The sequence below is a fragment of the Stenotrophomonas sp. Sm6012 genome (assembly GCF_030985895.1).
Lineage (GTDB): Bacteria > Pseudomonadota > Gammaproteobacteria > Xanthomonadales > Xanthomonadaceae > Stenotrophomonas > Stenotrophomonas forensis.
This window is the reverse complement of record NZ_JAPTFX010000007.1, coordinates 1-19,343: the sequence shown is the minus strand read 5'-3', so window position 1 is coordinate 19,343 and position 19,343 is coordinate 1. Positions and strand designations below refer to the sequence as shown.

Here is a 19,343-nt window from a genome sequence, read left to right as displayed (position 1 = left end):
GCCGTTGCATGGGCAATGCCATGCCGCCGGTACCTGCAGTGTGCCAGTGTTCGTGCCCTGTGGGTGGCGGCACACTGGCGCGGAGCCAGGGAGAACCGCACTGCGTGAGTGCGGCATTGCCGTTTCGGACGGCCGTGAATGGTGCCCGGCCGAGGTCTTCGCCTGGTTTCGCGAGCGCGGCCTGTTGGCCGGCCCCTTCCTGCGTATCGCCTGCAAGGGCGGGACCCATTCGAGATCACTTGCGGACAGTCGCGCGACGCCTTCGCGCCCGCTGCCCCTTCTGCGTAGTGGCGAACTGAGAACCGCTCCGTCGCTGGCAGGGGGGTTCCGCTATGATCGCCCGCACATCGCCGCGCGCGATGCGCCCGCCTCAAGCCAGCAGCAGGAACCGCCGTGAACTCCCAGCCCGCACCGATCACCGCCCTCAACCACACGCTCGACAACGAGCCGCAGCAGATCACCGCGCCGCTGACCCACTCGGCCGCGTTCCTGGTGTTGAAGGTGAAGGACGATGCCGATTCCATCGCCAAGGTGCGCGAGGTGCTGGCCAGTACCGACGACCTGATCAAGAACACCGCCATCCGCGAGATCGAACGCACCTTCACCTGCAACGTGGCCATCGGCCATCGCGTGTGGCAGTCGCTGGTGGGCAGCACGCCGCCGCGCGAACTGAAGCCGTTCCGCGAGATCAAGGGCGCCACCCACACTGCGGTCTCCACGCCGGGCGACCTGCTGTACCACATCCGTGCACGCACGATGGACCTGATCGTGGCATTCGAACGCAACCTGCTGATGGCCTTCGGCGATGCGGTGGAAACCGTTGATGACGTGGCCGGTTTCCGCTATTTCGATGGCCGTGACCTGCTCGACTTCGTCGACGGCACCGCCAACCCGGAAGGGCTGTCACTGCCGGAAGCCACCATCGTGGGTGACGAGGACCCGGACCACGCGGGTGGCAGTTACGTGGTGGTGCAGAAGTACCTGCACAACCTCGATGCCTGGCGCGCGCAGAAGACCGAAGCCCAGGAGGCGATCATCGGCCGCACCAAGCACGACAACATCGAGCTGGACGACGCGCCGGCCGATGCGCAGAAGTCGCACAAGACGCTGTGCACGATCGAGGACGCCGACGGCGAGCACGAGATCCTGCGTGACAACATGCCGTTCGCCACGCCGGGCCGTGGCGAGTACGGCACCTACTTCATCGGCTACACGCGCCGCCTGTGGGTGATCGAGACGATGCTGGAGCGCATGTTCATCGGTAATCCTGCGCCGCTGCACGACCGTATCCTGGACTTCTCCACCGCCGTCACCGGCGTGACCTTCTTTGCGCCCGCGCGCAGGGTGCTGGCCGATCTGGGCGACTGATCGCGCCCGACCTGGCAACCACGCATGGCGTGGCTCTACGGGTTGCCCTCCGCCATCCGCCTGTCATCTACGACACCGACCATGGCGCGCTGGATGGGAGCGCAGGAGGCAGGCGATGGCCAGGACAGGGAACAAGAGCGTCATACGGCGCTGGTGGCGTCCGCTGGCTGCGGTGTTCGGCGTGTTGGCACTGGGGAGTGCCAGCGTGTCCGCGCAGGACGCTCCTGCGCACTGGATGGCCTATGCCGCCGCCGTGGGCGGCCAGCTGCAGCAGCGCCTGCAACAGGAGCAGGACCCGCAGGCCCAGCGTGTGCTGGAATGGCTGCAGGCGCATCCTGACACGCCGGCCCCGTTGCCGGTCAGCGTGTGGATCGCCGCCGATGGCCGCATCTCGAAACTGGAGTTCGACAGCCTGGGCGACCGGCAGGTGGACGCCGATCTGCGCGCGGCGCTGCTGGCCGCACCCCTGCAGGCGCCACCGCCGGACATGCGCCAGCCGCTGCGGCTGGGCCTGGCGCTGGAGCCGAAGTAGAGCCACGCCCTGCATGGATGCGCCTGGTCACTGACCCTGGCCGACAGGCGCGCGCCAACCAAGGTTGGCGACTACCGATGGATTCGCTCTACCGGACGGCCACCTGTGGCTCACGCGCGGCTGCGCTCCACGCGCGAAGGCCAAACACGGCCAGGCCGAGGAAGAACACGTACAGCGCCGCGGTCACGTGCAGCGACTTGAACAGGTAGGCGCCCACATAGACCACGTCCACTGCGATCCACACCCACCAGCACGCCACGTGCCGGCGCGCCTGCCACCACTGGCCGACCAGGCTCAGCGCGGTCAGCATCGCGTCCAGCCACGGCAGCGCGGCATCGGTGAAGGTGTGCATGGCCGCGCCCAGCGCCACGCCGCCACACAGGCCGATGGCCAGGTCGCGCAGCAGCTTGCCGCGCGCCAGCGGCACGATGCGGATGCTGCCCTCGTCGGCGGCATGCTGGCGCCAGTTGAGCCAGCCGTAGACCAGGAAACCGCCGAAGGCGACCTGCAGCAGGGTGTCCGAGTACAGCTTGGCTTCGGCGAACACCAGCCCGTACAGGGTCACCGACAGCAGGCCCACCGGCCATGCCGACAGCCGGCGCCGGGCCATCAGCCAGACGCCGAGCACGCTGCACAGCGCGGCGGTCCACTCGAGCACGACGCCGTTCACAGCGCGAACGTCACCGACAGGCGCGCCTGTCGCGGTGCGCCGGGGAACAGGTAGTAGTCACCGCCGCTGCTGCCGGTATCACGCCAGTAGAAGCGGTTGAACACGTTGTCCACCGACAGGTTCCAGGTCACCGCGCGCTGGTGCAGGCGATGCTGGAAACGCAGGCCGGCATCGAACACCGAGTAGTCCGGTGCACGCACGCCGCCGTCGGCACGGGCGACATTGGCACCGGCATAGCGCCAGCCCCCGGTCACTTCCAGGCCCTGCACGAAGGGCAACGCGTAGGCCAGGTGCACGCTGGCGCGCACCTTCGGCACGTTCACCAGCTGATGGCCTTCATAGGCCGGCGTGCCGGTGTCGCGCGCGCGCGCCTGCAGCACGCTGGCACTGGCCACGATCTGCAGCGCATCGGTCAGCTGGCCGTTGGCGGTCAGTTCCAGGCCGGTGTGGGTCTGCGTGCCCTGTTCGACGAAGGTATAGCCAGCGTCGCTGTTGTCGGGCTGGGCGTACTGGTACGGCTGTGAAATGCGGAACACCGCCGCGCCCAGCGTCAGCGCCTCGACCGGCACGTACTTCACGCCCACTTCCAGCTGCCGCGACTGCACCGACGGCAGGAAGGTATCGGCGTTGCTGGTCCAGAACGGCGCTTCCTGGCCCAGCGAAATACCGCGCACGTAGCTGGCGTAGGCGTTGAGCTGGTCCGTCGCCTTCCACACCAGCGCGGTCTGCGGCAGGAAGCGCGACAGGCGGCTGTGCCGCTGCGGGGTGCCGCGCTTGTCGTACGCGCGTTCGTCCAGGCGCACGAAGCGGCCACCGGCCAGCCACTGCCAGTCGTCACCGAAGCTCATCCGGTCCAGTGCGAAGAATGCGGTCTGGCGGCTGTCCAGGCGTCGCGCGGACGGACCGGGCATCTTCGGCGACGGCTCGAACACCGGCACCTGCGTGTCGTGGATGTTGCTGGTGCCAACGTACTCGTTGACGCTGGGGCGCTTGTCCACGGTGCGGCGGAAATAGTCGGCGCCGACAGTCAGCTGGTGGCCGACAGTGCCGGTCTCGAAGCGGCCGCGCAGCTCGGCACGCGCCTGCTGGTTGCGCCGGGTGTCGTCGGGGCTGCGGTAGTCGTAGATGTCGTAGTCGCCATTGGGGGCGAAGTAGTTGCCCGGCACACTTCCATCGGCGCACTGCGCGGCGTAATAGCAGCCGTAGGCGAAGGCGACGTTGTCATCGATCACCGAGCGGCTGTGGCCGACAGAGACGCGCGACTGCCACGCGTCGTTGAAGTCGTAGGTGTGCAGAGCGGTGATGTTGGTGCTGGCGATATCCACCGGGCGCTGCCACGGCTGGTAGCCGAGCAGATGCTCGCGGTCGACACCGCGCGGCAGGTCACGCGCGCCCAGCAGCTGGTAGCCGGACACCGAGCGCTGCGAGCTGGTCTGGTAGTTGGCATCCACTTCCAGCTTGCCGCGCTCGCCGATCAGCCAGTCGGCGGCCAGCGAGTAGAAGTTGCGGCGGCCATCGGCGTGCTCGACGTAGGAATTGCTGGAATCCCAGGCGGCGTTCAGGCGCAGGCCGAAGCGCGGGGTGATCCAGTGGCCGACATCGACGGCGACGTAGCGCGAGCCTTCCGAATCGGTGCCGAGCGTGGCGGTGCGCACTTCGGCCGGACGCTTGCCGATGTAGTTGATGATGCCACCTGGTGCCATCACGCCGGCGGCCAGGCCGGCTTCACCCTTGAGGATCTCCACCGCCTGCACGTTCTCCAGCGCAAGGCGCTGTTCGCCAGCGATGGACAGGCCGTTGAAGCGATAGCCGGTGGCGGCATCGAGCGCGAATCCGCGGATGGCGATGTTCTGGTAATAGCCCACGGGTGCATACGCATCACCCAGCGAGGCATCGTTGCTGGCCAGCTCGGACAGCGAACGCACCTGGCGGCGGTCGAGGTAGTCGCGCTCGAGCACGTTCACCGAAGCTGGCGTGTCCTTCCACGAACCGCCACCGAAGGCATTCACGCGTGAGGTATCCGCCCTCGGTTTGCCGGCCTGCACGCGCACCGCCGCCAGTTCGGTGGGCGAACGTTCGGCGCCGGTGGCAGCCGCATCGGCAGCAGCGTCGGCCTCGCTGGCATGCAGCGGCAGCGGCAGCGCGGCGCAGAGGGCGAGGGAGAGCAGGGTGGGGCGCAGGCAGCGGTTCATTCGGTTCGTCTTCGGACAACAAGGGAGACGAAGCGAAGGCGCGCAGGTGCACGGCCCATGACGGGGGTGTGGCTGCGGCTCAAAGCTCCCTACGCCGGTGCAAACCGGATCAGGTTCCAAGGGACTCTCTCAGCCTGGCAGATCCAGGCACCCCCGCTTCAGGTGACCATTTCACTACAAATGGTACGGATTTGCGAGCCGGTGGCGTTCATGCCGCGGCGTGCAGGGCCTGCAGCAGTGCCTGGCCGGGCGGGCTGTGGAACCATGCCGGATGCCCCAGCATGAAGGGCTGCCAGGCCACGTCGGCGTTCGCGGTCGCGCTGGTGACACCTTCGAAGTACTCCACTTCGGACAGTGCGAAGTCGAAATGGACCATCGGCAGCAGGTCGGCCAGCAGGTGCACGCGCGCGGCCGACAGCGGCAGCACCTGCCGATAGCCATCGAGCAACGCCCGTGCGATGTCGATGCGTACCGCCTCCATGCCGCGCTCCAGTTCCAGCCACGCCACCGCGTTGCGCTCGATCGCGGTGGCGAGGTCGAACAGTGCGCTGGTGGGCGAGGCCAGGCCGAAATCCAGCACGGTGCTGACCTGGCCGTCGCGCCACAGCAGGTTGGAGACGTGCCAGTCGTTGTGCGCCCATAGCTGCGGTTCGTCGCGCAGGCGCTCGGCCAGGCCGCTGTGCCACGGCAATACATCGCGGCGCAGCTGCGTTTCCCACGGGATGCGTGCGAGGTAGCGGGCCAGGCCGGGGCGTGTGGGCAGGTCCGCCTTGATCGCTGCAATCGGATCGTCGGCACGGATGAGATCGTCGCGCGCGACCAGCAGATGGGTACTGCGCTGGGGCGCGTGGTAGCTGGCCGCAGCGTGGTGCAGTCGCGCCAGCGCGCGACCGGCTTCGCGGGCCTGCACGACATCGGTCAGCAGCGACCACGACACTGCATCGCGGTACAGATCGTCGCCTACGCCAACGGCGTGCAGTTCAAAGGTCCACTCGCCGTGCTCGACGGCGGTATGGCCATCGGCGGCCGCCAGCACGTGCACCACGGGCACGCCTGCCGCCGCGAGATGCGCGATGAAGCGGTGCTCTTCTTCCAGGCAGGCCGCGCTGCGCACGCTGTGGTGATGGCGCTTGATGAACACCGCACCCTGCGCGCCGTCGACAATGGCGGCGGCCGACAGTGGCCGCGGGCTGTGCCAGCGCGGCTGGCTTTGCCCGTCAAGCTGCGGGTAGTGCGCGCGCAGCCAGCCGATGTCCCGTGCGCTGATCGGTGGCCAGTCGGCAGCGACCTCGTCGTTGTTGAGGCCCTGCACGCGGTGGGAGAAGGAAGTCATGCCGCAGCCCGAAAGGGGAAAGTCACATCCAAGGCTGCGCATTCAACGCCATGCCCGCGGCCAACGCAAACGGGCGGGTCATCGACCCGCCCGTCCCTGGACCCGCTCGCGGTGTGCCGTGCCGCCGCTTACCAGCCGCGATGACGGCCGCGATCGTTGTAGTAGCGGTTGTCGTAGTAGCGCTCGCGCTGCCAGCGGCGGTCGTCACCGCGGTCGTAGTAGCCGCTGCGGTAGTAGCCACGGTCGTATCGGCGGTCGTAGCGGTTGTCGTAGTAGCGGTTGTCGTAATAGCGACGGTCGCGGCGGTCGGAGGTGGTCAGGTTGCCGATCGCACCGCCGGCCACGGCGCCACCGACGGTGGCGGCGGGATCGCCATTGGAGAGCAGGTTGCCGGCCACGCCACCGACCACGGCGCCGACCAGGGTGCGCTTGTCCTTCCTCGACATCGCGCTGGCATCGCTGGCCACGGCGACACCGGCCACCAGTGCCAAGGCCATCGCCAGACCACGGAAGCTGAGTGTGGAAGTACTGAGCATGTTCGTTCTCCTGTGAGGTGCATGCCACGCTGGGCAGGGAGGGCGCGGGGCGCCCCGGCTGCCGTGATGTCCACGCTGGCGTTCCAACATTGCCGGAACATTGCCTGGCGCACCGTGCGGCTTGCGCATTCATCTAGCGGTAGAAGGCATGAAGCAAGGCTGAAAGTGGACCCGGCCGCTCAGCCGGCAGTTGGGAAAGCGGCGGCGTGTGATCGGCCCTGCCCTTGTGCGGCAAGGCGTCCGCGGCCCGGCCCGGCATCGTCCGAGGCGCCGGGCGGGTCCGTCCCTGGCGGTATTCCTGCTGCTGGTGCAGCAGCATTGGCGCGCGGGTCATGCGCGCCGGAACTCAGATATTGCCGTCGCGCAGGTAATCGAACAGTTCCGCGTCGCCCTTCAGGCCCAGCTTGAGCATGGCATCGCCCTTCTGGCGGCTGATGGTGCTGACGCTCTTGTGCAGCTGCAGCGAGATTTCCTTTACGGTCATGCCGGTGCCGAGCAGCCGCAGCACCTCCACCTCACGGGGCGACAGCGGCTTGCCGTCGCCCTCGCGCATGCGCCAGCCACCCGCGGCCTCGACCCGCTCGCGCAGGCTGCGGCTGATGTAGGCCTGGCCGCGGTAGACCGCCTGGATGGCCTGCGGTAGTTCGTCCATCGACGAGCTCTTGTCGACCAGGCCGAGCACACCGCTGTCGAGCACCATGCGCAGGATCGCCAGATTGTTGGAGACGCTCAGCATCAGCACCGGCAGCTCGGGATGACGACGGCGGATCATGCCGATCATGGCAAAGCCATCGGCCTGGGGGCTGCCGGGCATGGAGTAGTCGGTGACCAGCAGGTCGCAGGGCTGGCTGCCCAGCAGGGCCATCAATGCCTGTGCACTGTCGGCTTCGCCGACCACGCGGCCCACGCCGCTCGATTCGATGACGGCGCGGGTGCCGATACGGACCACAGGGTGGTCGTCTGCGATGATGATGCGCAAGCTCATGCTCTAGTATGACCACCGGGCAGGCCGGGCCGCGACCATCGCGATCCCTGGCAGCATTCTAGGAGATCGACGCCGATGCGTAGCTGGGCTGTTCGCGGGCTGGTCCTGCTGCTGGCCGTACTGGTGCTGCCAGCGGCCCTGGCGCAGGGCGTTCCAGGGCCGCTGCCGCTCAGCTCCCTGCAGCGTGAGTACCTCGCCGCCCATCCGAGCATCGTCGTGGGCCAGTATGACAGTGGCTGGCCGCCGTTCGAGTCCCTCCACGATGGCCAGCAGGTCGGCTTGGGTCCGGACTATCTGTCGCTTCTCGCCCGCCAGCTGGGCGTGAAGGTCGAGGCCCGTCGCTATCCGGACTGGACATCCGTGTTGGATGCGGCATGCCGTGGCGAGGTCGACGTGGTGATGAACGTCGGTCTCAGCGCCGACCGCACCCGTTGCATGGTCTACACGGCGGCCTATGGCGAAGCACCCCTGGCCCTGGTGGGCCGACCGGGCGACCTGCGTGCCTCCGACAATCCCGATCTGGATGGCTTGCGGGTGGTGATCGAGCAGGACTTCCTGACCGGTCCACAGGTGCGGGCACGGTTTCCGCGTGCCCGGCAGCTTGTCGCACACAGCTCGCTGGCGGCGCTCGAGATGGTCAGAGACGACAAAGCTGATGTCTATATCGGCAATACTTATGTCGCCACTGAACTGATCGCCGTCCACCATCTGCAGGGTGTGGTGCTGCTGCGACCCAGCGACCTGCCCCCCGAGCGGCTGCACTTCGGCGTTCCCACCAGCAAGCAGCCGCTGGCCGAAGCGCTGGACCTGGCCCTGGCCGCCACCAGCCAGGCCCAGCGCGATGCACTGGCAAGGCGCTGGTTGCCGCCACCGCAATGGTCGGCGTCGGCGCAGATGGCGCTGAGCCAGGCCGAAAAGCGGGTGCTGGAGCAGCCGCTGAAGATCGGCTTCGCCCCGAATGCGGCGCCGTTGTCGTTCACCGGCGAGGGTGGCGCGCCCAGCGGCCTGGCCAGCGAGTACCTGCATCGGCTGGTGCAGGCCGGTGCACACCTGCAGCCGGAGAGCAGCCACGACTGGTACGAGGTGCGCGAGAAGGCCCGCCGAGGCGAGCTGCAGTCGGTGATGGGCATCCCTGCCGATTCACGCTACCTGGGCCCGGAGTGGGTGTTCAGCCAACCCTTCATCAGTGTGCCGAACGTGATCGTCAGCCGTGCCGACAGCCCTGCCTTGCTGGGCCTGTCGGACCTGCAGGGAAAGCGCGTGCTGCTGTCCGATCCGGAGCGCGTGCGTGGCTACGTGCTGCAGCAGGCACCGCAGGCCAGGATCATGGCGGCACGCAGTGCCGAACAGGCGATGCAGCGTGTTCTTGATGGCGAAGCCGAGGCCTATGTAGGCAACCTGGCGCTGGTCAATCAACTGCTGCGAGGTCGTTTCCAGGGGCGCCTGCAGGTTGCTGCGCCGGCCGGTTTCAACGATCAGCTGGTGATGGCGGTGGAGCGCCGCCATGCCGCGCTGGCCACGACCTTCGACCGCCTGCTGCTGCAGATGACACCCGGCGAGCACGAGGCACTGCGCGGTAACTGGCTGTCAGCCGAGCACCGCAACGGCATCGACTGGAAGCAGGTGATGCGCTGGGGATTCCCGCTGCTGCTGGTGCTGCTGACCGCCGTGCTGGTGCACGGCATCGGCTACTGGCGCCTGCGCCGCGAAGTGGCCGGGCGGCGTCACCTGGAACAGCGCCTGGCCGAAGTCACCGACAACCTCCCGGCGGTGGTCTACCAGGCACGCCGCGACGCCGATGGCACGCTCAGTTTCCCGTTCATCGCCGGCGATCTGCAGGCGCTGTTCGGAATCAGCCGACAACAGGCCGAGCAGGATGCGAAGGCCCTGCTGGAGCGCATCGAGGAGGACGATCGCGCGCGCATCCTGCAGGCGGTCGAGCAGGCTGCGCGCCAGTTCGCGCCGTTGATCCTGGAGTTCCGCCTGCGTGCCGAGGATAGCGGCGGGCGTTGGGTGCGCAGCCAGGCCCATCCCTATTCCGCTGAAGCCGGTGCCGTGACGTGGAGTGGCTACTGGGTGGATGTGAGCGAGGCGCGTGCACAGGCCGATGCGCTGGTGGCTGCGAAGGCCGAGGCCGAACAGGCGGCGGAGGCCAAGTCCCGCTTCCTGGCCACCATGAGCCATGAGATCCGCACGCCGATGAGCGGCGTGCTCGGCATGCTGGAAGTGCTGGCGCATTCACCACTGGACGCCGAGCAGCAACGCATTCTGGGCGTGATCGAGGATTCGGCGCAGATGCTGCGGCAGATTCTCGATGACATCCTCGACTACTCGCGGATTGAAGCCGGTGCACTGCGCCTGGAGCCGGTGCCGCAGCCTCTGCGGCCGCTGCTGGAAAGCGTTTGCCGCCTGCTCTCGGCCCAGGCCAGTGCACGCGGGCTGGCGCTGCACGTGCAGATTGATCCACAGCTGGCGCCGGCGCACGAAGTGGATGGCGTACGCCTGCGGCAGATCGTGTTCAACCTGCTCAGCAACGCCATCAAGTTCACCGCCCAGGGCGAGGTCCGCCTGCAGCTGGAGGTGCTGGGGCCGACCCACGAGGACGGCGCCCAGCCGCTGTGCCTGAGCGTCACCGACACCGGCATGGGCATCGCACCGGATCAGCTGCAGCATCTGTTCGCACCGTTCACCCAGGCCGGGGCCTACATCCAGCGCGACCACGGTGGTACCGGCCTGGGCCTGAGCATCAGCCAGCGCCTGGCGCAGATGATGGAGGGCGAGTTGACCCTGCACAGCACGCTGGGTGAGGGCACCCGTGCCGAAGTGCGGTTGTCGCTGGTGGAAGCGGGCAGTGGTGATGTCGAGGCCCTGGTGGCCGAGCAGGACCAGACCGCATTGCTGCCGGCCGCGCTGCGCGGCGCGCGCGTGCTGGTGATCGAGGATCACCCGACCAACCAGGCAATGATGGCCTGGCGATTGCAGCAGCTGGGCGTGCCGCACGTGATGGTCGGCGATGGCCAGCAGGGGCTGGATCGGCTGGCGGCGGAGAGTTTCGACCTGGTGATCACCGATTGCCGAATGCCGGTACTGGACGGGTTCGGCTTCACTCGCCTGCTGCGCGAACGCGAAGGCCGCACCGGCCAGCCACGGCTGACCGTGCTGGCATTGACCGCCAGCGTGCTGGACGACGATGCACGGCGCTGCCGCGAGGCCGGCATGGATGAGGTGCTGGCCAAGCCGCTGTCACTGGCCACGCTGCGTGCGGCGCTGCTGCGCTGGTTGCCGCAGGCACAGGGCCAGACGTTCGCCGAACCGGTGGCGGAAGCGGTGGCCGACGACGGCATGGCACTGCCCGATCTGGCCGCCCTGCAGCAGCGATTCGGCTCACGGGCGGTGGCCGAGCAGCTGCGCGACAGCCTGCTGCAGGCCAGCGAGGAGGATCTGGCGGCCGTGCAGCGCGCGCTGCAGGCCGGTGACCGCGCGGCGGCGGCGCTGCACCTGCATCGCCAGGCCGGCGGCCTCGGGGCGGTGGGGGCGGGCGCGCTGGCAGGCCAGGCCAATGCGCTGGTCGAGCGCCTGCAGGATGCAACCGAAACCGATCCGGCGCCGCTGTTCGCTGCGGTCGCGGCGTTCATGGCCCGGCTGCAGCAACAGCTGCAGCGGCTGGCTCACTGAGCCGGCTGCTGCTGCAGGTAGGCGATCACCAACGCGCGGCGTTCGGCGCTGGGGAAGGCGTTGTACATGCGCGTGCCGGGCACCAGCTGGGTAGGTGACTGCAGGAAGGCATCCAGGGTCTGCGCGGTCCAGGTGATGTCGGCGCGGCGCATGCCGTCGGAATAGCCGTAATCGGGCAGGCTGCCGGCACGGCGACCGATCACGCCATGCAGGTTCGGCCCGAAGCGATGGATGCCGCCAGGCTGCACGGTATGGCAACCGGCGCACAGTTCGAACGCGCGCTGCATGGCCTGCTGGTGGGCCTGTTCGGGCGTGGCCGGTGCGGCGGGCGGGCGCTGGCAGGCCGTGGCCGCCAGTGCCATGGCAACGATGGTGAGCAGGTTGAAGGCGCGCATGGGCGGGCAGGATAGCGGTGCGCGGAAACGACCGGGCTGCGACATGCAGTCGCAGCCCGTGGCGGTCACATGCCCGAGTAGTTCGGGCCGCCGCCGCCCTGCGGGGTCACCCAGACGATGTTCTGGGTCGGGTCCTTGATGTCGCAGGTCTTGCAGTGCACGCAGTTCTGCGCGTTGATCTGCAGCCGCGCGTTGTCGGCCTCGCCGACGAATTCGTACACGCCGGCCGGGCAGTAGCGTGCTTCCGGGCCGGCGTACTCGGCCAGGTTCACCTTCACCGGAATGCTGGCGTCCTTCAGCGTCAGGTGGCTGGGCTGGTTCTCGTCGTGGTTGGTGCTGCTCAGGAACACCGAGCTGAGGCGGTCGAAGGTCAGCACGCCATCCGGCTTCGGGTAGGCGATGCGGGTGTGCTTGGCCGCCGGCTCCAGGCAGGCGTGGTCCGGGGTGCTGTGGCGCAGGGTCCACGGCGGGTTGCGCACGCCGAGCTTGGGCAGCAGCCACTGCTCGATGCCGGTCATCAGCGTGGCCACGGTCTGGCCCTTCTTGAACCACTGCTTGAAGTTCTTGGCCTGCTGCAGTTCGGTGAACAGCCAGCTGGCTTCGAACGCCTTCGGGTAGGCGTCCAGTTCATCGTGCTGGCGGTCGGCAGCCAGCGCGTCGAAGGCCGCATCGGCGCACAACATGCCGGTCTTGATCGCGGCGTGGCTGCCCTTGATGCGGCTGACGTTGAGGTAGCCGGCCTCGCAGCCGACCAGTGCGCCACCGGGGAACACCGTCTTCGGCAGCGACATCAGGCCACCGGCGGTGATGGCGCGCGCGCCGTAACCGATGCGGGTGCCACCTTCCAGGTGCTTGCGGATGGACGGGTGGGTCTTGAAGCGCTGGAATTCCTCGAACGGGCTCAGCCACGGGTTCTTGTAGTCCAGGCCGACCACGTAGCCGATGGCGACCTTGCCGCCGTCGGCGTGGTACAGGAATGCGCCGCCATAGGTGTCGTTGTCCAGCGGCCAGCCGGCGGCGTGCACCACCAGGCCCGGCTCATGCCTGGCCGGGTCGATCTGCCACAGCTCCTTGATGCCGATGCCGTAGGCCTGCGGGTCCTTGCCTTCGTCCAGCTTGTAACGGGCGATCAGCTGGCGGCCGAGGTGGCCACGCGCACCTTCGGCGAAGATCGTGTACTTCGCCTGCAGGGCCATGCCGCGCTCGAAAGCCGGGCCGATGCTGCCGTCCTTTTCGATGCCCATGTCGCCGGTGGCCACGCCGATCACTTCACCGTTGTCGCCATACAGCACCTCAGCGGCGGCGAAGCCCGGGAAGATCGCCACTTCCAGCGCCTCGGCCTGCTGCGCCAGCCAACGGGTCACTTCGCCGAGGCTGATGATGTAGTTGCCTTCGTTGTGGAAGCACTCCGGCAGCAGCGCGTTGGGCGTGCTGCGCGCGCCGGTTTCGCTGAGGAACAGGAATTCGTCGCGGGTGACCTTCTGCTTCAGCGGCGCGCCGCGCTCGGCCCAGTCCGGGAACAGCTCGGTCAGTGCACGCGGGTCCATCACCGCGCCGGACAGCACATGCGCGCCCGGCTCGGAGCCCTTCTCCAGCACGCAGACCGACAGGTCGCGACCGGCTTCGATCGCGCGCTGGCGCAGGCGGATCGCGGTGGCCAGGCCGGCGGGGCCGGCGCCGACGATCACCACGTCGAACTCCATTACTTCACGCGGGGGCAGGGCGTTGGCTTCAGCGCTCATCGATTGCATGACTCGTGGGTAGGGCCGGCATCGGGGCCACCGGCGGTGCCTGGAAATCGCGCGTGCAGCCACGAGCGAAACGGTTGTTTGAATGTGTCAGGGTACCGGGACGCGCGTGATCGAGCTAGATCGCCGATGTTCACATCCCGATTGCTGCATTGCAGCGTAGGGCCGCCGCTCTGGTGGGTGCCAACCTTGGCCGGCACGCTTTGCCCGGATGATCGACAATGGCCCGGTCCTGACTGCGCGTGAGTGCCATGGCTTTGCATCCGTACGATCTGTTCGATGTCCGTTCCCTGCTCAACGAGGAAGAGCGCGCGGTGCAGGAAAGCGTCGCCCGCTTCACCAACGAGCGGGTGCTGCCGATCATCGGCGATGCCTTCGACCAGGCACGCTTCCCCGCCGAACTGGTGCCGGAGATCGCCGCGCTGGGCCTGCTCGGCGCCACCCTGCCGGCCGAGTACGGCGGTGGCGACCTCGGTGCGGTCAGCTACGGCCTGATCTGCCAGGAGCTGGAGCGCGGCGACTCCGGCCTGCGCAGCTTCGTTTCGGTGCAGAGCTCGCTGTGCATGTACCCGATCTACGCCTATGGCAGCGAGGAACAGCGCCAGCAGTGGCTGCCGGCGATGGCGCGCGGCGAGCTGATCGGCTGCTTCGGCCTGACCGAGGCGCACGGCGGTTCCGATCCGGGCAGCATGAAGACCCGCGCAGTGCGCGACGGCAGTGACTGGCGGATCAGCGGCAGCAAGATGTGGATCACCAGCGGCCCGGTGGCCGACCTGGCCATCGTCTGGGCGCAGACCGAGGACGGCATCCAGGGCTTCGTGCTGGAGAAGGGCATGGCCGGCTTCACCACCCAGGAAATCAAGCACAAGATGAGCCTGCGCGCGTCGCTGACCGGTGCGCTGTTCTTCGACGACGTGCGCGTGCCCGACAGCCATCGCCTGCCGAACGTGAAGGGCTTGAAGGGGCCGCTGGGCTGCCTGACCCAGGCCCGCTTCGGCATCAGCTGGGGCCCGATCGGCGCGGCCATCGCCTGCCTGGATGAAGCGCTGGGCTATGCCAAGGAACGCGTGCTGTTCGGGCGCCCGTTGGCGGCCACGCAGAGCGCACAGATCAAGCTGGCCGAGATGGCCCGCCGCATCACCACCGCGCAGCTGCTGGCATTGCAGCTGGGGCGGTTGAAGGAAGCGGGCCAGCTGCAGCCGCAGCAGGTCAGCCTGGCCAAGTGGAACAACTGCCGCATGGCGATTGATATCGCCCGCGAGTGTCGCGATCTGCTCGGCGGCGCGGGTATCACCACCGAGCACGTGGCGATCCGCCACGCGCTGAACCTGGAATCGGTGATCACCTATGAAGGCACCGAGACCGTGCACCAGCTGGTGATCGGCCGCGAACTGACCGGCATCAACGCGTTCTGAAATCGGGTTGTGGTGGGTGCCAACCCTGGTTGGCACATTCCTTCAGCGCCCGGCCAGGCATTTGTGCGGACCAAGGTCCGCACCCACCAAGTGCGGTTCACACCCACCAGGAGCGGTCTGCACCCACCAGGAGCAGTTCAAACCCACCCAAGGCGCTTACGCCCCGCCAGCAAACCCGTGCTGCCGCCACGCTTCGTACATCACCACGGCGACGGTGTTGGAAAGATTGAGGCTGCGGTTGTCCGGCCGCATCGGCAGGCGCAGGCGGGCGCCATCGGGCAGGGCATCGAGCACGTCCTGCGGCAGGCCGCGGCTTTCCGGCCCGAACAGGAACGCATCGCCATCTTCAAAGGCCACGCTGTCATAACGCACGCTGGCCCGGGTACTCAGGGCGAACAGCCGCTTGGGCGCGATCCGCGCCAGCGCGGTGTCCAGGTCCGGGTGCACCTGCAGGCGCGAGTACTCGTGGTAGTCCAGCCCGGCGCGCTTGAGCTGCTTGTCTTCCAGTGCGAAGCCGAGCGGCTCGACCAGGTGCAGCTGCGCGCCGGTGTTGGCGCAGAGCCGGATCACATTGCCCGTGTTGGGCGGGATTTCCGGTTGGAACAGGATCACGTGGAACTGGGGCGCGGCATTCATCGGCGCAGTGTACCTGCGACGGCCGCCGCCTTTACGGCGCACGCCCTGCACGGGGCAGGGCGGCACCGGTTACGGGCGCAGCAGGACCTGGGCGGTTTCGGTGGCCAGGGCCTGCAGGTCGGCCGCGCTCGGGCGCACCTGCAGGGCCGGCAGGTTGACGATGACCGAGTGGGCGACGCTGGTAGCGGCGGCGGCCAGCGTGGCGGCGTAGCGCTGGGCTTCCAGTTCGGCTGCCAGGGCGACGCGCTGCTCCAGGCTGGGGCGCACTTCCACCGAGGCCAGCGTGGTGATCGGCATCGTGGCGGCGACCGGAGTGGCGGCGTAGCCGTTGCGCTCGGCCAGCTGGTCGGCGCTCGGGCGCACCTCCACGGTGGCCAGGGTCGGGATGCCGCTGGCCTGTTCCCAAGCCTGCTGGGCCAGCTGGTCGGCGGCCGGGCGGACCTGCACGGTGGACAGGGTCTTGATGGATTCGGAGGCCTGCACCGACGAAACAACCGCGGTGCCGGCAATCAGGGCGATGGCGATGGCAATGGTCTTGGCGTTCATGACGGGGCCTGTTTAGTGTTGGTTATCAGTGGTGTGGTAGTAAGGTAGTACACCAATTCTGGGCTTGCAAGGAAAATTTTCGATTTCCTGCATTTGTTCAGTCTTCAGTCATCTTGCGTCTGAAGCCCTTCCTGGCGCAGGAAGTACCAAGCAATCCGCGTGCCAACTTTTAGTTATTGATTTGAAAGGCTTTTTCCAATCTGAAATGTGTCCGCTGGGCGGACACCTGTCCATTCGATGGGCGACGGACACTGTCCGGACGCGGGCTGCCGCCGCATGTGACCTGTCAGAAGGCCGCAGTGAGGGGCCGAAATGGCGCATCAGGGCAAACACCCCCAGTGACTGGCGACCGATTCCTGCCGCTGCGTGCGCACGCTAGGATCGGGGTTCACCTACGTGACCAAGGATCCGGATATGTCTCTCGCCCTTCGCCCGCGCGCTGCACTGCTGGCTGTCGCCCTCAGCACCGCCCTGGGCACGCTTGCGCCCACCCCTGTGCTGGCCGCCAAGCCGGCTGCCCCGGCCAAGGTCGATATCCCGTATGAGCAGTTCACCCTGCCCAACGGCCTGCGCGTGATCGTGCATACCGATCGCAAGGCGCCGATCGTCGCGGTCAACGTCTGGTACCACGTGGGCAGCAAGGACGAGCCAGCCGGCCGCACCGGCTTCGCGCACCTGTTCGAGCATCTGATGTTCCAGGGCAGCGAGAACCATGACGGCGAATTCTTCGAGCCGTTCAAGCAGGTCGGTGCCACCAACCAGAACGGCACCACCAACACCGACCGCACCAACTACTTCGAGAACGTGCCGACCACCGCGCTGGACATGGCGCTGTGGATGGAATCGGACCGCATGGGCCACCTGGTCGGTGCGATCGACCAGGCGGCGCTGGACGAGCAGCGTGGCGTGGTGCAGAACGAGAAGCGACAGGGTGAGAACCAGCCGTACGGCCAGGCCTGGGACCAGATCAACAAGGCGCTGTACCCGGTCGGCCACCCGTACCACCACGGCGTGATCGGTTCGATGAACGATCTCAACGCGGCTTCGCTGGACGACGTGAAGACCTGGTTCCGCACCTGGTACGGCCCGAACAACGCGGTGCTGGTGCTGGCCGGTGACATCGACCTGGCCACCGCCAAGGAGAAGGTCGCCAAGTACTTCGGCAGCATCCCGGCCGGCCCGAGCATGGCGCAGCCGGCGGTGAACGTGGCCAAGCGCAGTGCCGACAGCCGCGAGACGATGACCGACAAGGTGCCGCAGGCACGCATCTACCGCGCCTGGAACGTGCCGCAGGTCGGCACCACCGATATCGATCAGCTGCAGCTGTTCGCGCAGGTGTTGGGGGGTGCCAAGTCCTCGCGCCTGAGCCAGCGCCTGCAGCACCAGGACAAGCTGGTGGACAGCATCGGTTCGGGCCTGTCGACCTCGCAGCTGGGCTCCAACTTCGTGATCGTGGCAACCGTGAAGCAGGGCCAGGACCCGGCCAAGGTCGAGAGGATCATCGATGAGGAACTGGACCGGCTGATCAAGCAGGGTCCGACCGCGGCCGAACTTGAACGCGCCAAGACCGGCGCCCGCGCCGGCTTCATCCGCGGCATCGAGCGCATCGGTGGTTTTGGCGGCAAGGCCGACGCGCTGGCCGAGTGCGCCGTGTTCACCGGCGACCCGGGCTGCTTCCGCACTTCGCTGGCCAACATCGACAAGGCCACGGCCGCCGATCTGAGCCGTCTGGGCGCGCAGTGGCTGGACAAGGGCAGCCACACCCTGGTGATCGAGCCGGGTGAGCGCGTGGCGTTGAAGGAAGAACCGAGCCAGACGCCGAAGCCGTTCACCGTGCCGGCGGTGGACCCGAAGTACAGCACCCTGCCCGAGCAGGTGGACCGCAAGGCCGGCGTGCCGCAGACCCGAGAGTTCCCGCAGCTGAAGTTCCCGGCGCTGCAGCGCGCCACGCTGAAGAACGGCACCCAGGTGATCCTGGCCGAACGCCACGAGATTCCGGTGGTGCAGTTCAGCTACCAGTTCCCGGGCGGCTTCAGCGCCGACCAGGGCCGCAAGCCGGGCACCGCCAACTTCACCATGAGCCTGATGACCGAAGGCGCCGGCAAGCTGGGGTCGCTGGCCTTCGCCGATGCTGCCGACGCACTGGGCGCCAGCCTGGATGCCTCGGCCGGCCTGGATTCGATGAGCGTGGACCTGTCCGCGCTGAAGGAGAACCTGGCACCGTCGCTGGCGCTGTACCGCGACCTGCTGCGCGAGCCGCGCTTCGAGCAGGGCGAGATCGACCGGGTGCGCGCCACCTGGATCGCCGGCATCCAGCAGGAGAAGGTCAACCCGGGTGCGGTGGCGATGCGCGTGCTGCCGCCGTTGCTGTACGGCAAGGGCCACCCGTACGCCATTCCGTTCACCGGCAGCGGTGATGAAGCGGCCATCAACGGCCTGACCCGCGAAGACCTGGTCGACTTCCACCACGACTGGCTGCGCCCGCAGAACGGCACCCTGATCGTGGTCGGTGACACCACGCTGGCCGAGATCGTGCCGCTGCTGGACAAGCAGCTGGGCGACTGGAAGGCCAGTGGCGATGCCCCGCAGGTGAAGGCCGCCACCGACGTCGCGCTGCCGAAGGGCCCGCGCGTGTTCCTGATCGACCAGCCGGGTGCGGTGCAGGCCAACCTGTTCGCCGGCCAGGTGGTGGCGCCGTCCAGCGCCACCAGCTCGACCCGCTTCGACATCGCCAACGGCGTGATCGGTGGTGACTTCACCTCGCGCCTGAACATGAACCTGCGCGAGGACAAGCACTGGTCATACGGTGCGCGCAGCAGCGCGGTCAATTCGGTGGGCCAGCGTCCGTGGATGGCCAGTGCGCCGGTGCAGATCGACAAGACCGGCCCGGCGATGGCGGAGATGCGCAAGGAAATCGCCGCGTTCGCCGATGGCAGCAAGCCGGCCACCGCCGCCGAGGTCAACCGCATCCGCAACATCCAGACCCTGAGCCTGCCCGGTGCCTACGAGACCGCCAGCGCGGTGGCGTCGACGATCGGTTCGATCGTGCAGTTCAAGCGCCCGGACGACTATGTGCTGCGTCGCAAGGCCGAAATCGAGGCGATGACCCCGGCGCAGGTGCAGCAGGCCGCCGCCGAGATCAAGCCGCAGGCGCTGACCTGGGTGGTGGTGGGTGACCTCAAGCAGACCGAAGCGGCCGTGCGCGCGCTGAACCTGGGCGAGGTGACGGTGATCGACGCCGAAGGCAACCCGGTCAAGAAGTAAGGGATGCGCCTGCCCGCCACCGCGGGCCGGCCAGCCCCCGTAGTGGGG

The 19,343-nt window shown here is 67.9% G+C and carries 14 protein-coding genes and 1 riboswitch; of the genes, 5 read left to right on the top strand and 9 right to left on the bottom strand.

The annotated features are described in order from the left end of the window. The first annotated feature begins 393 nt into the window (after positions 1-393). Both O0J73_RS02570 and O0J73_RS02565 read left to right on the top strand, forming a co-directional pair. Positions 394-1,368 (top strand): Dyp-type peroxidase, encoded by a 975-nt coding sequence (locus O0J73_RS02570; RefSeq protein ID WP_308307936.1) that lies wholly within the window; start codon positions 394-396, stop codon positions 1,366-1,368. A gap of 115 nt (positions 1,369-1,483) precedes the next feature. Continuing rightward, a complete protein-coding gene (locus O0J73_RS02565) occupies positions 1,484-1,900 on the top strand; it encodes a hypothetical protein (protein ID WP_308307935.1) in 417 nt (138 codons plus the stop codon). Between the two features lie 88 nt (positions 1,901-1,988). On the opposite strand, the gene pnuC is transcribed toward O0J73_RS02565, so the two are convergent. The 5 genes from pnuC to O0J73_RS02540 all read right to left on the bottom strand — a co-directional run bounded on the left by pnuC (position 1,989) and on the right by O0J73_RS02540 (position 7,616). Beyond that, complete coding sequence (gene pnuC, locus O0J73_RS02560) at positions 1,989-2,558, bottom strand: nicotinamide riboside transporter PnuC (RefSeq protein ID WP_197564125.1); 570 nt, start codon at positions 2,556-2,558, stop codon at positions 1,989-1,991. A gap of 8 nt (positions 2,559-2,566) precedes the next feature. Then, positions 2,567-4,762 carry a TonB-dependent siderophore receptor gene (locus O0J73_RS02555; protein ID WP_004153569.1) on the bottom strand — a complete coding sequence of 732 codons (2,196 nt, stop codon included), beginning with the start codon at positions 4,760-4,762 and terminating at the stop codon, positions 2,567-2,569. A gap of 69 nt (positions 4,763-4,831) precedes the next feature. Further along, a riboswitch (TPP riboswitch) is annotated at positions 4,832-4,927 on the bottom strand. A gap of 43 nt (positions 4,928-4,970) precedes the next feature. Continuing rightward, the gene (locus O0J73_RS02550) at positions 4,971-6,095 is read right to left on the bottom strand and encodes a phosphotransferase (protein ID WP_308307934.1); all 1,125 of its coding nucleotides are present in this window, start codon (positions 6,093-6,095) and stop codon (positions 4,971-4,973) included. A gap of 128 nt (positions 6,096-6,223) precedes the next feature. Beyond that, complete coding sequence (locus tag O0J73_RS02545) at positions 6,224-6,631, bottom strand: glycine zipper 2TM domain-containing protein (protein WP_308307933.1); 408 nt, start codon at positions 6,629-6,631, stop codon at positions 6,224-6,226. 346 nt (positions 6,632-6,977) lie between these two features. Beyond that, complete coding sequence (locus O0J73_RS02540; protein WP_008268795.1) at positions 6,978-7,616, bottom strand: response regulator transcription factor; 639 nt, start codon at positions 7,614-7,616, stop codon at positions 6,978-6,980. Between the two features lie 75 nt (positions 7,617-7,691). Here O0J73_RS02540 and O0J73_RS02535 point away from each other — a divergent pair, with 75 nt between their 5' ends. Then, positions 7,692-11,291 carry a transporter substrate-binding domain-containing protein gene (locus O0J73_RS02535; protein ID WP_308307932.1) on the top strand — a complete coding sequence of 1,200 codons (3,600 nt, stop codon included), beginning with the start codon at positions 7,692-7,694 and terminating at the stop codon, positions 11,289-11,291. On the opposite strand, the gene O0J73_RS02530 is transcribed toward O0J73_RS02535, so the two are convergent. Further along, positions 11,285-11,686: a c-type cytochrome gene (locus tag O0J73_RS02530; RefSeq protein WP_197564130.1), complete on the bottom strand. Its 402-nt coding sequence runs from the start codon at positions 11,684-11,686 to the stop codon at positions 11,285-11,287. The two genes, O0J73_RS02535 and O0J73_RS02530, sit on opposite strands and share 7 nt — an antisense overlap. Positions 11,687-11,751: 65 nt before the next feature. Beyond that, the gene (locus tag O0J73_RS02525) at positions 11,752-13,428 is read right to left on the bottom strand and encodes an electron transfer flavoprotein-ubiquinone oxidoreductase (protein ID WP_197564131.1); all 1,677 of its coding nucleotides are present in this window, start codon (positions 13,426-13,428) and stop codon (positions 11,752-11,754) included. A gap of 257 nt (positions 13,429-13,685) precedes the next feature. Between O0J73_RS02525 and O0J73_RS02520 the strand changes: the two genes are divergently transcribed. Next, on the top strand, positions 13,686-14,849 hold the full coding sequence (locus O0J73_RS02520; protein WP_004153579.1) for an acyl-CoA dehydrogenase family protein: 1,164 nt from the start codon (positions 13,686-13,688) through the stop codon (positions 14,847-14,849). 156 nt (positions 14,850-15,005) lie between these two features. Here the strand turns inward: O0J73_RS02520 and O0J73_RS02515 are convergent, their stop codons facing one another. Continuing rightward, positions 15,006-15,485, bottom strand: coding sequence for a tRNA (cytidine(34)-2'-O)-methyltransferase (locus O0J73_RS02515; RefSeq protein WP_004153580.1), 480 nt, complete (start codon positions 15,483-15,485; stop codon positions 15,006-15,008). Between the two features lie 69 nt (positions 15,486-15,554). Continuing rightward, positions 15,555-16,031 (bottom strand): hypothetical protein, encoded by a 477-nt coding sequence (locus tag O0J73_RS02510; RefSeq protein ID WP_197564132.1) that lies wholly within the window; start codon positions 16,029-16,031, stop codon positions 15,555-15,557. A gap of 414 nt (positions 16,032-16,445) precedes the next feature. Here O0J73_RS02510 and O0J73_RS02505 point away from each other — a divergent pair, with 414 nt between their 5' ends. Continuing rightward, positions 16,446-19,295, top strand: coding sequence for a pitrilysin family protein (locus O0J73_RS02505; protein ID WP_004153582.1), 2,850 nt, complete (start codon positions 16,446-16,448; stop codon positions 19,293-19,295). Positions 19,296-19,343 lie beyond the last annotated feature (48 nt).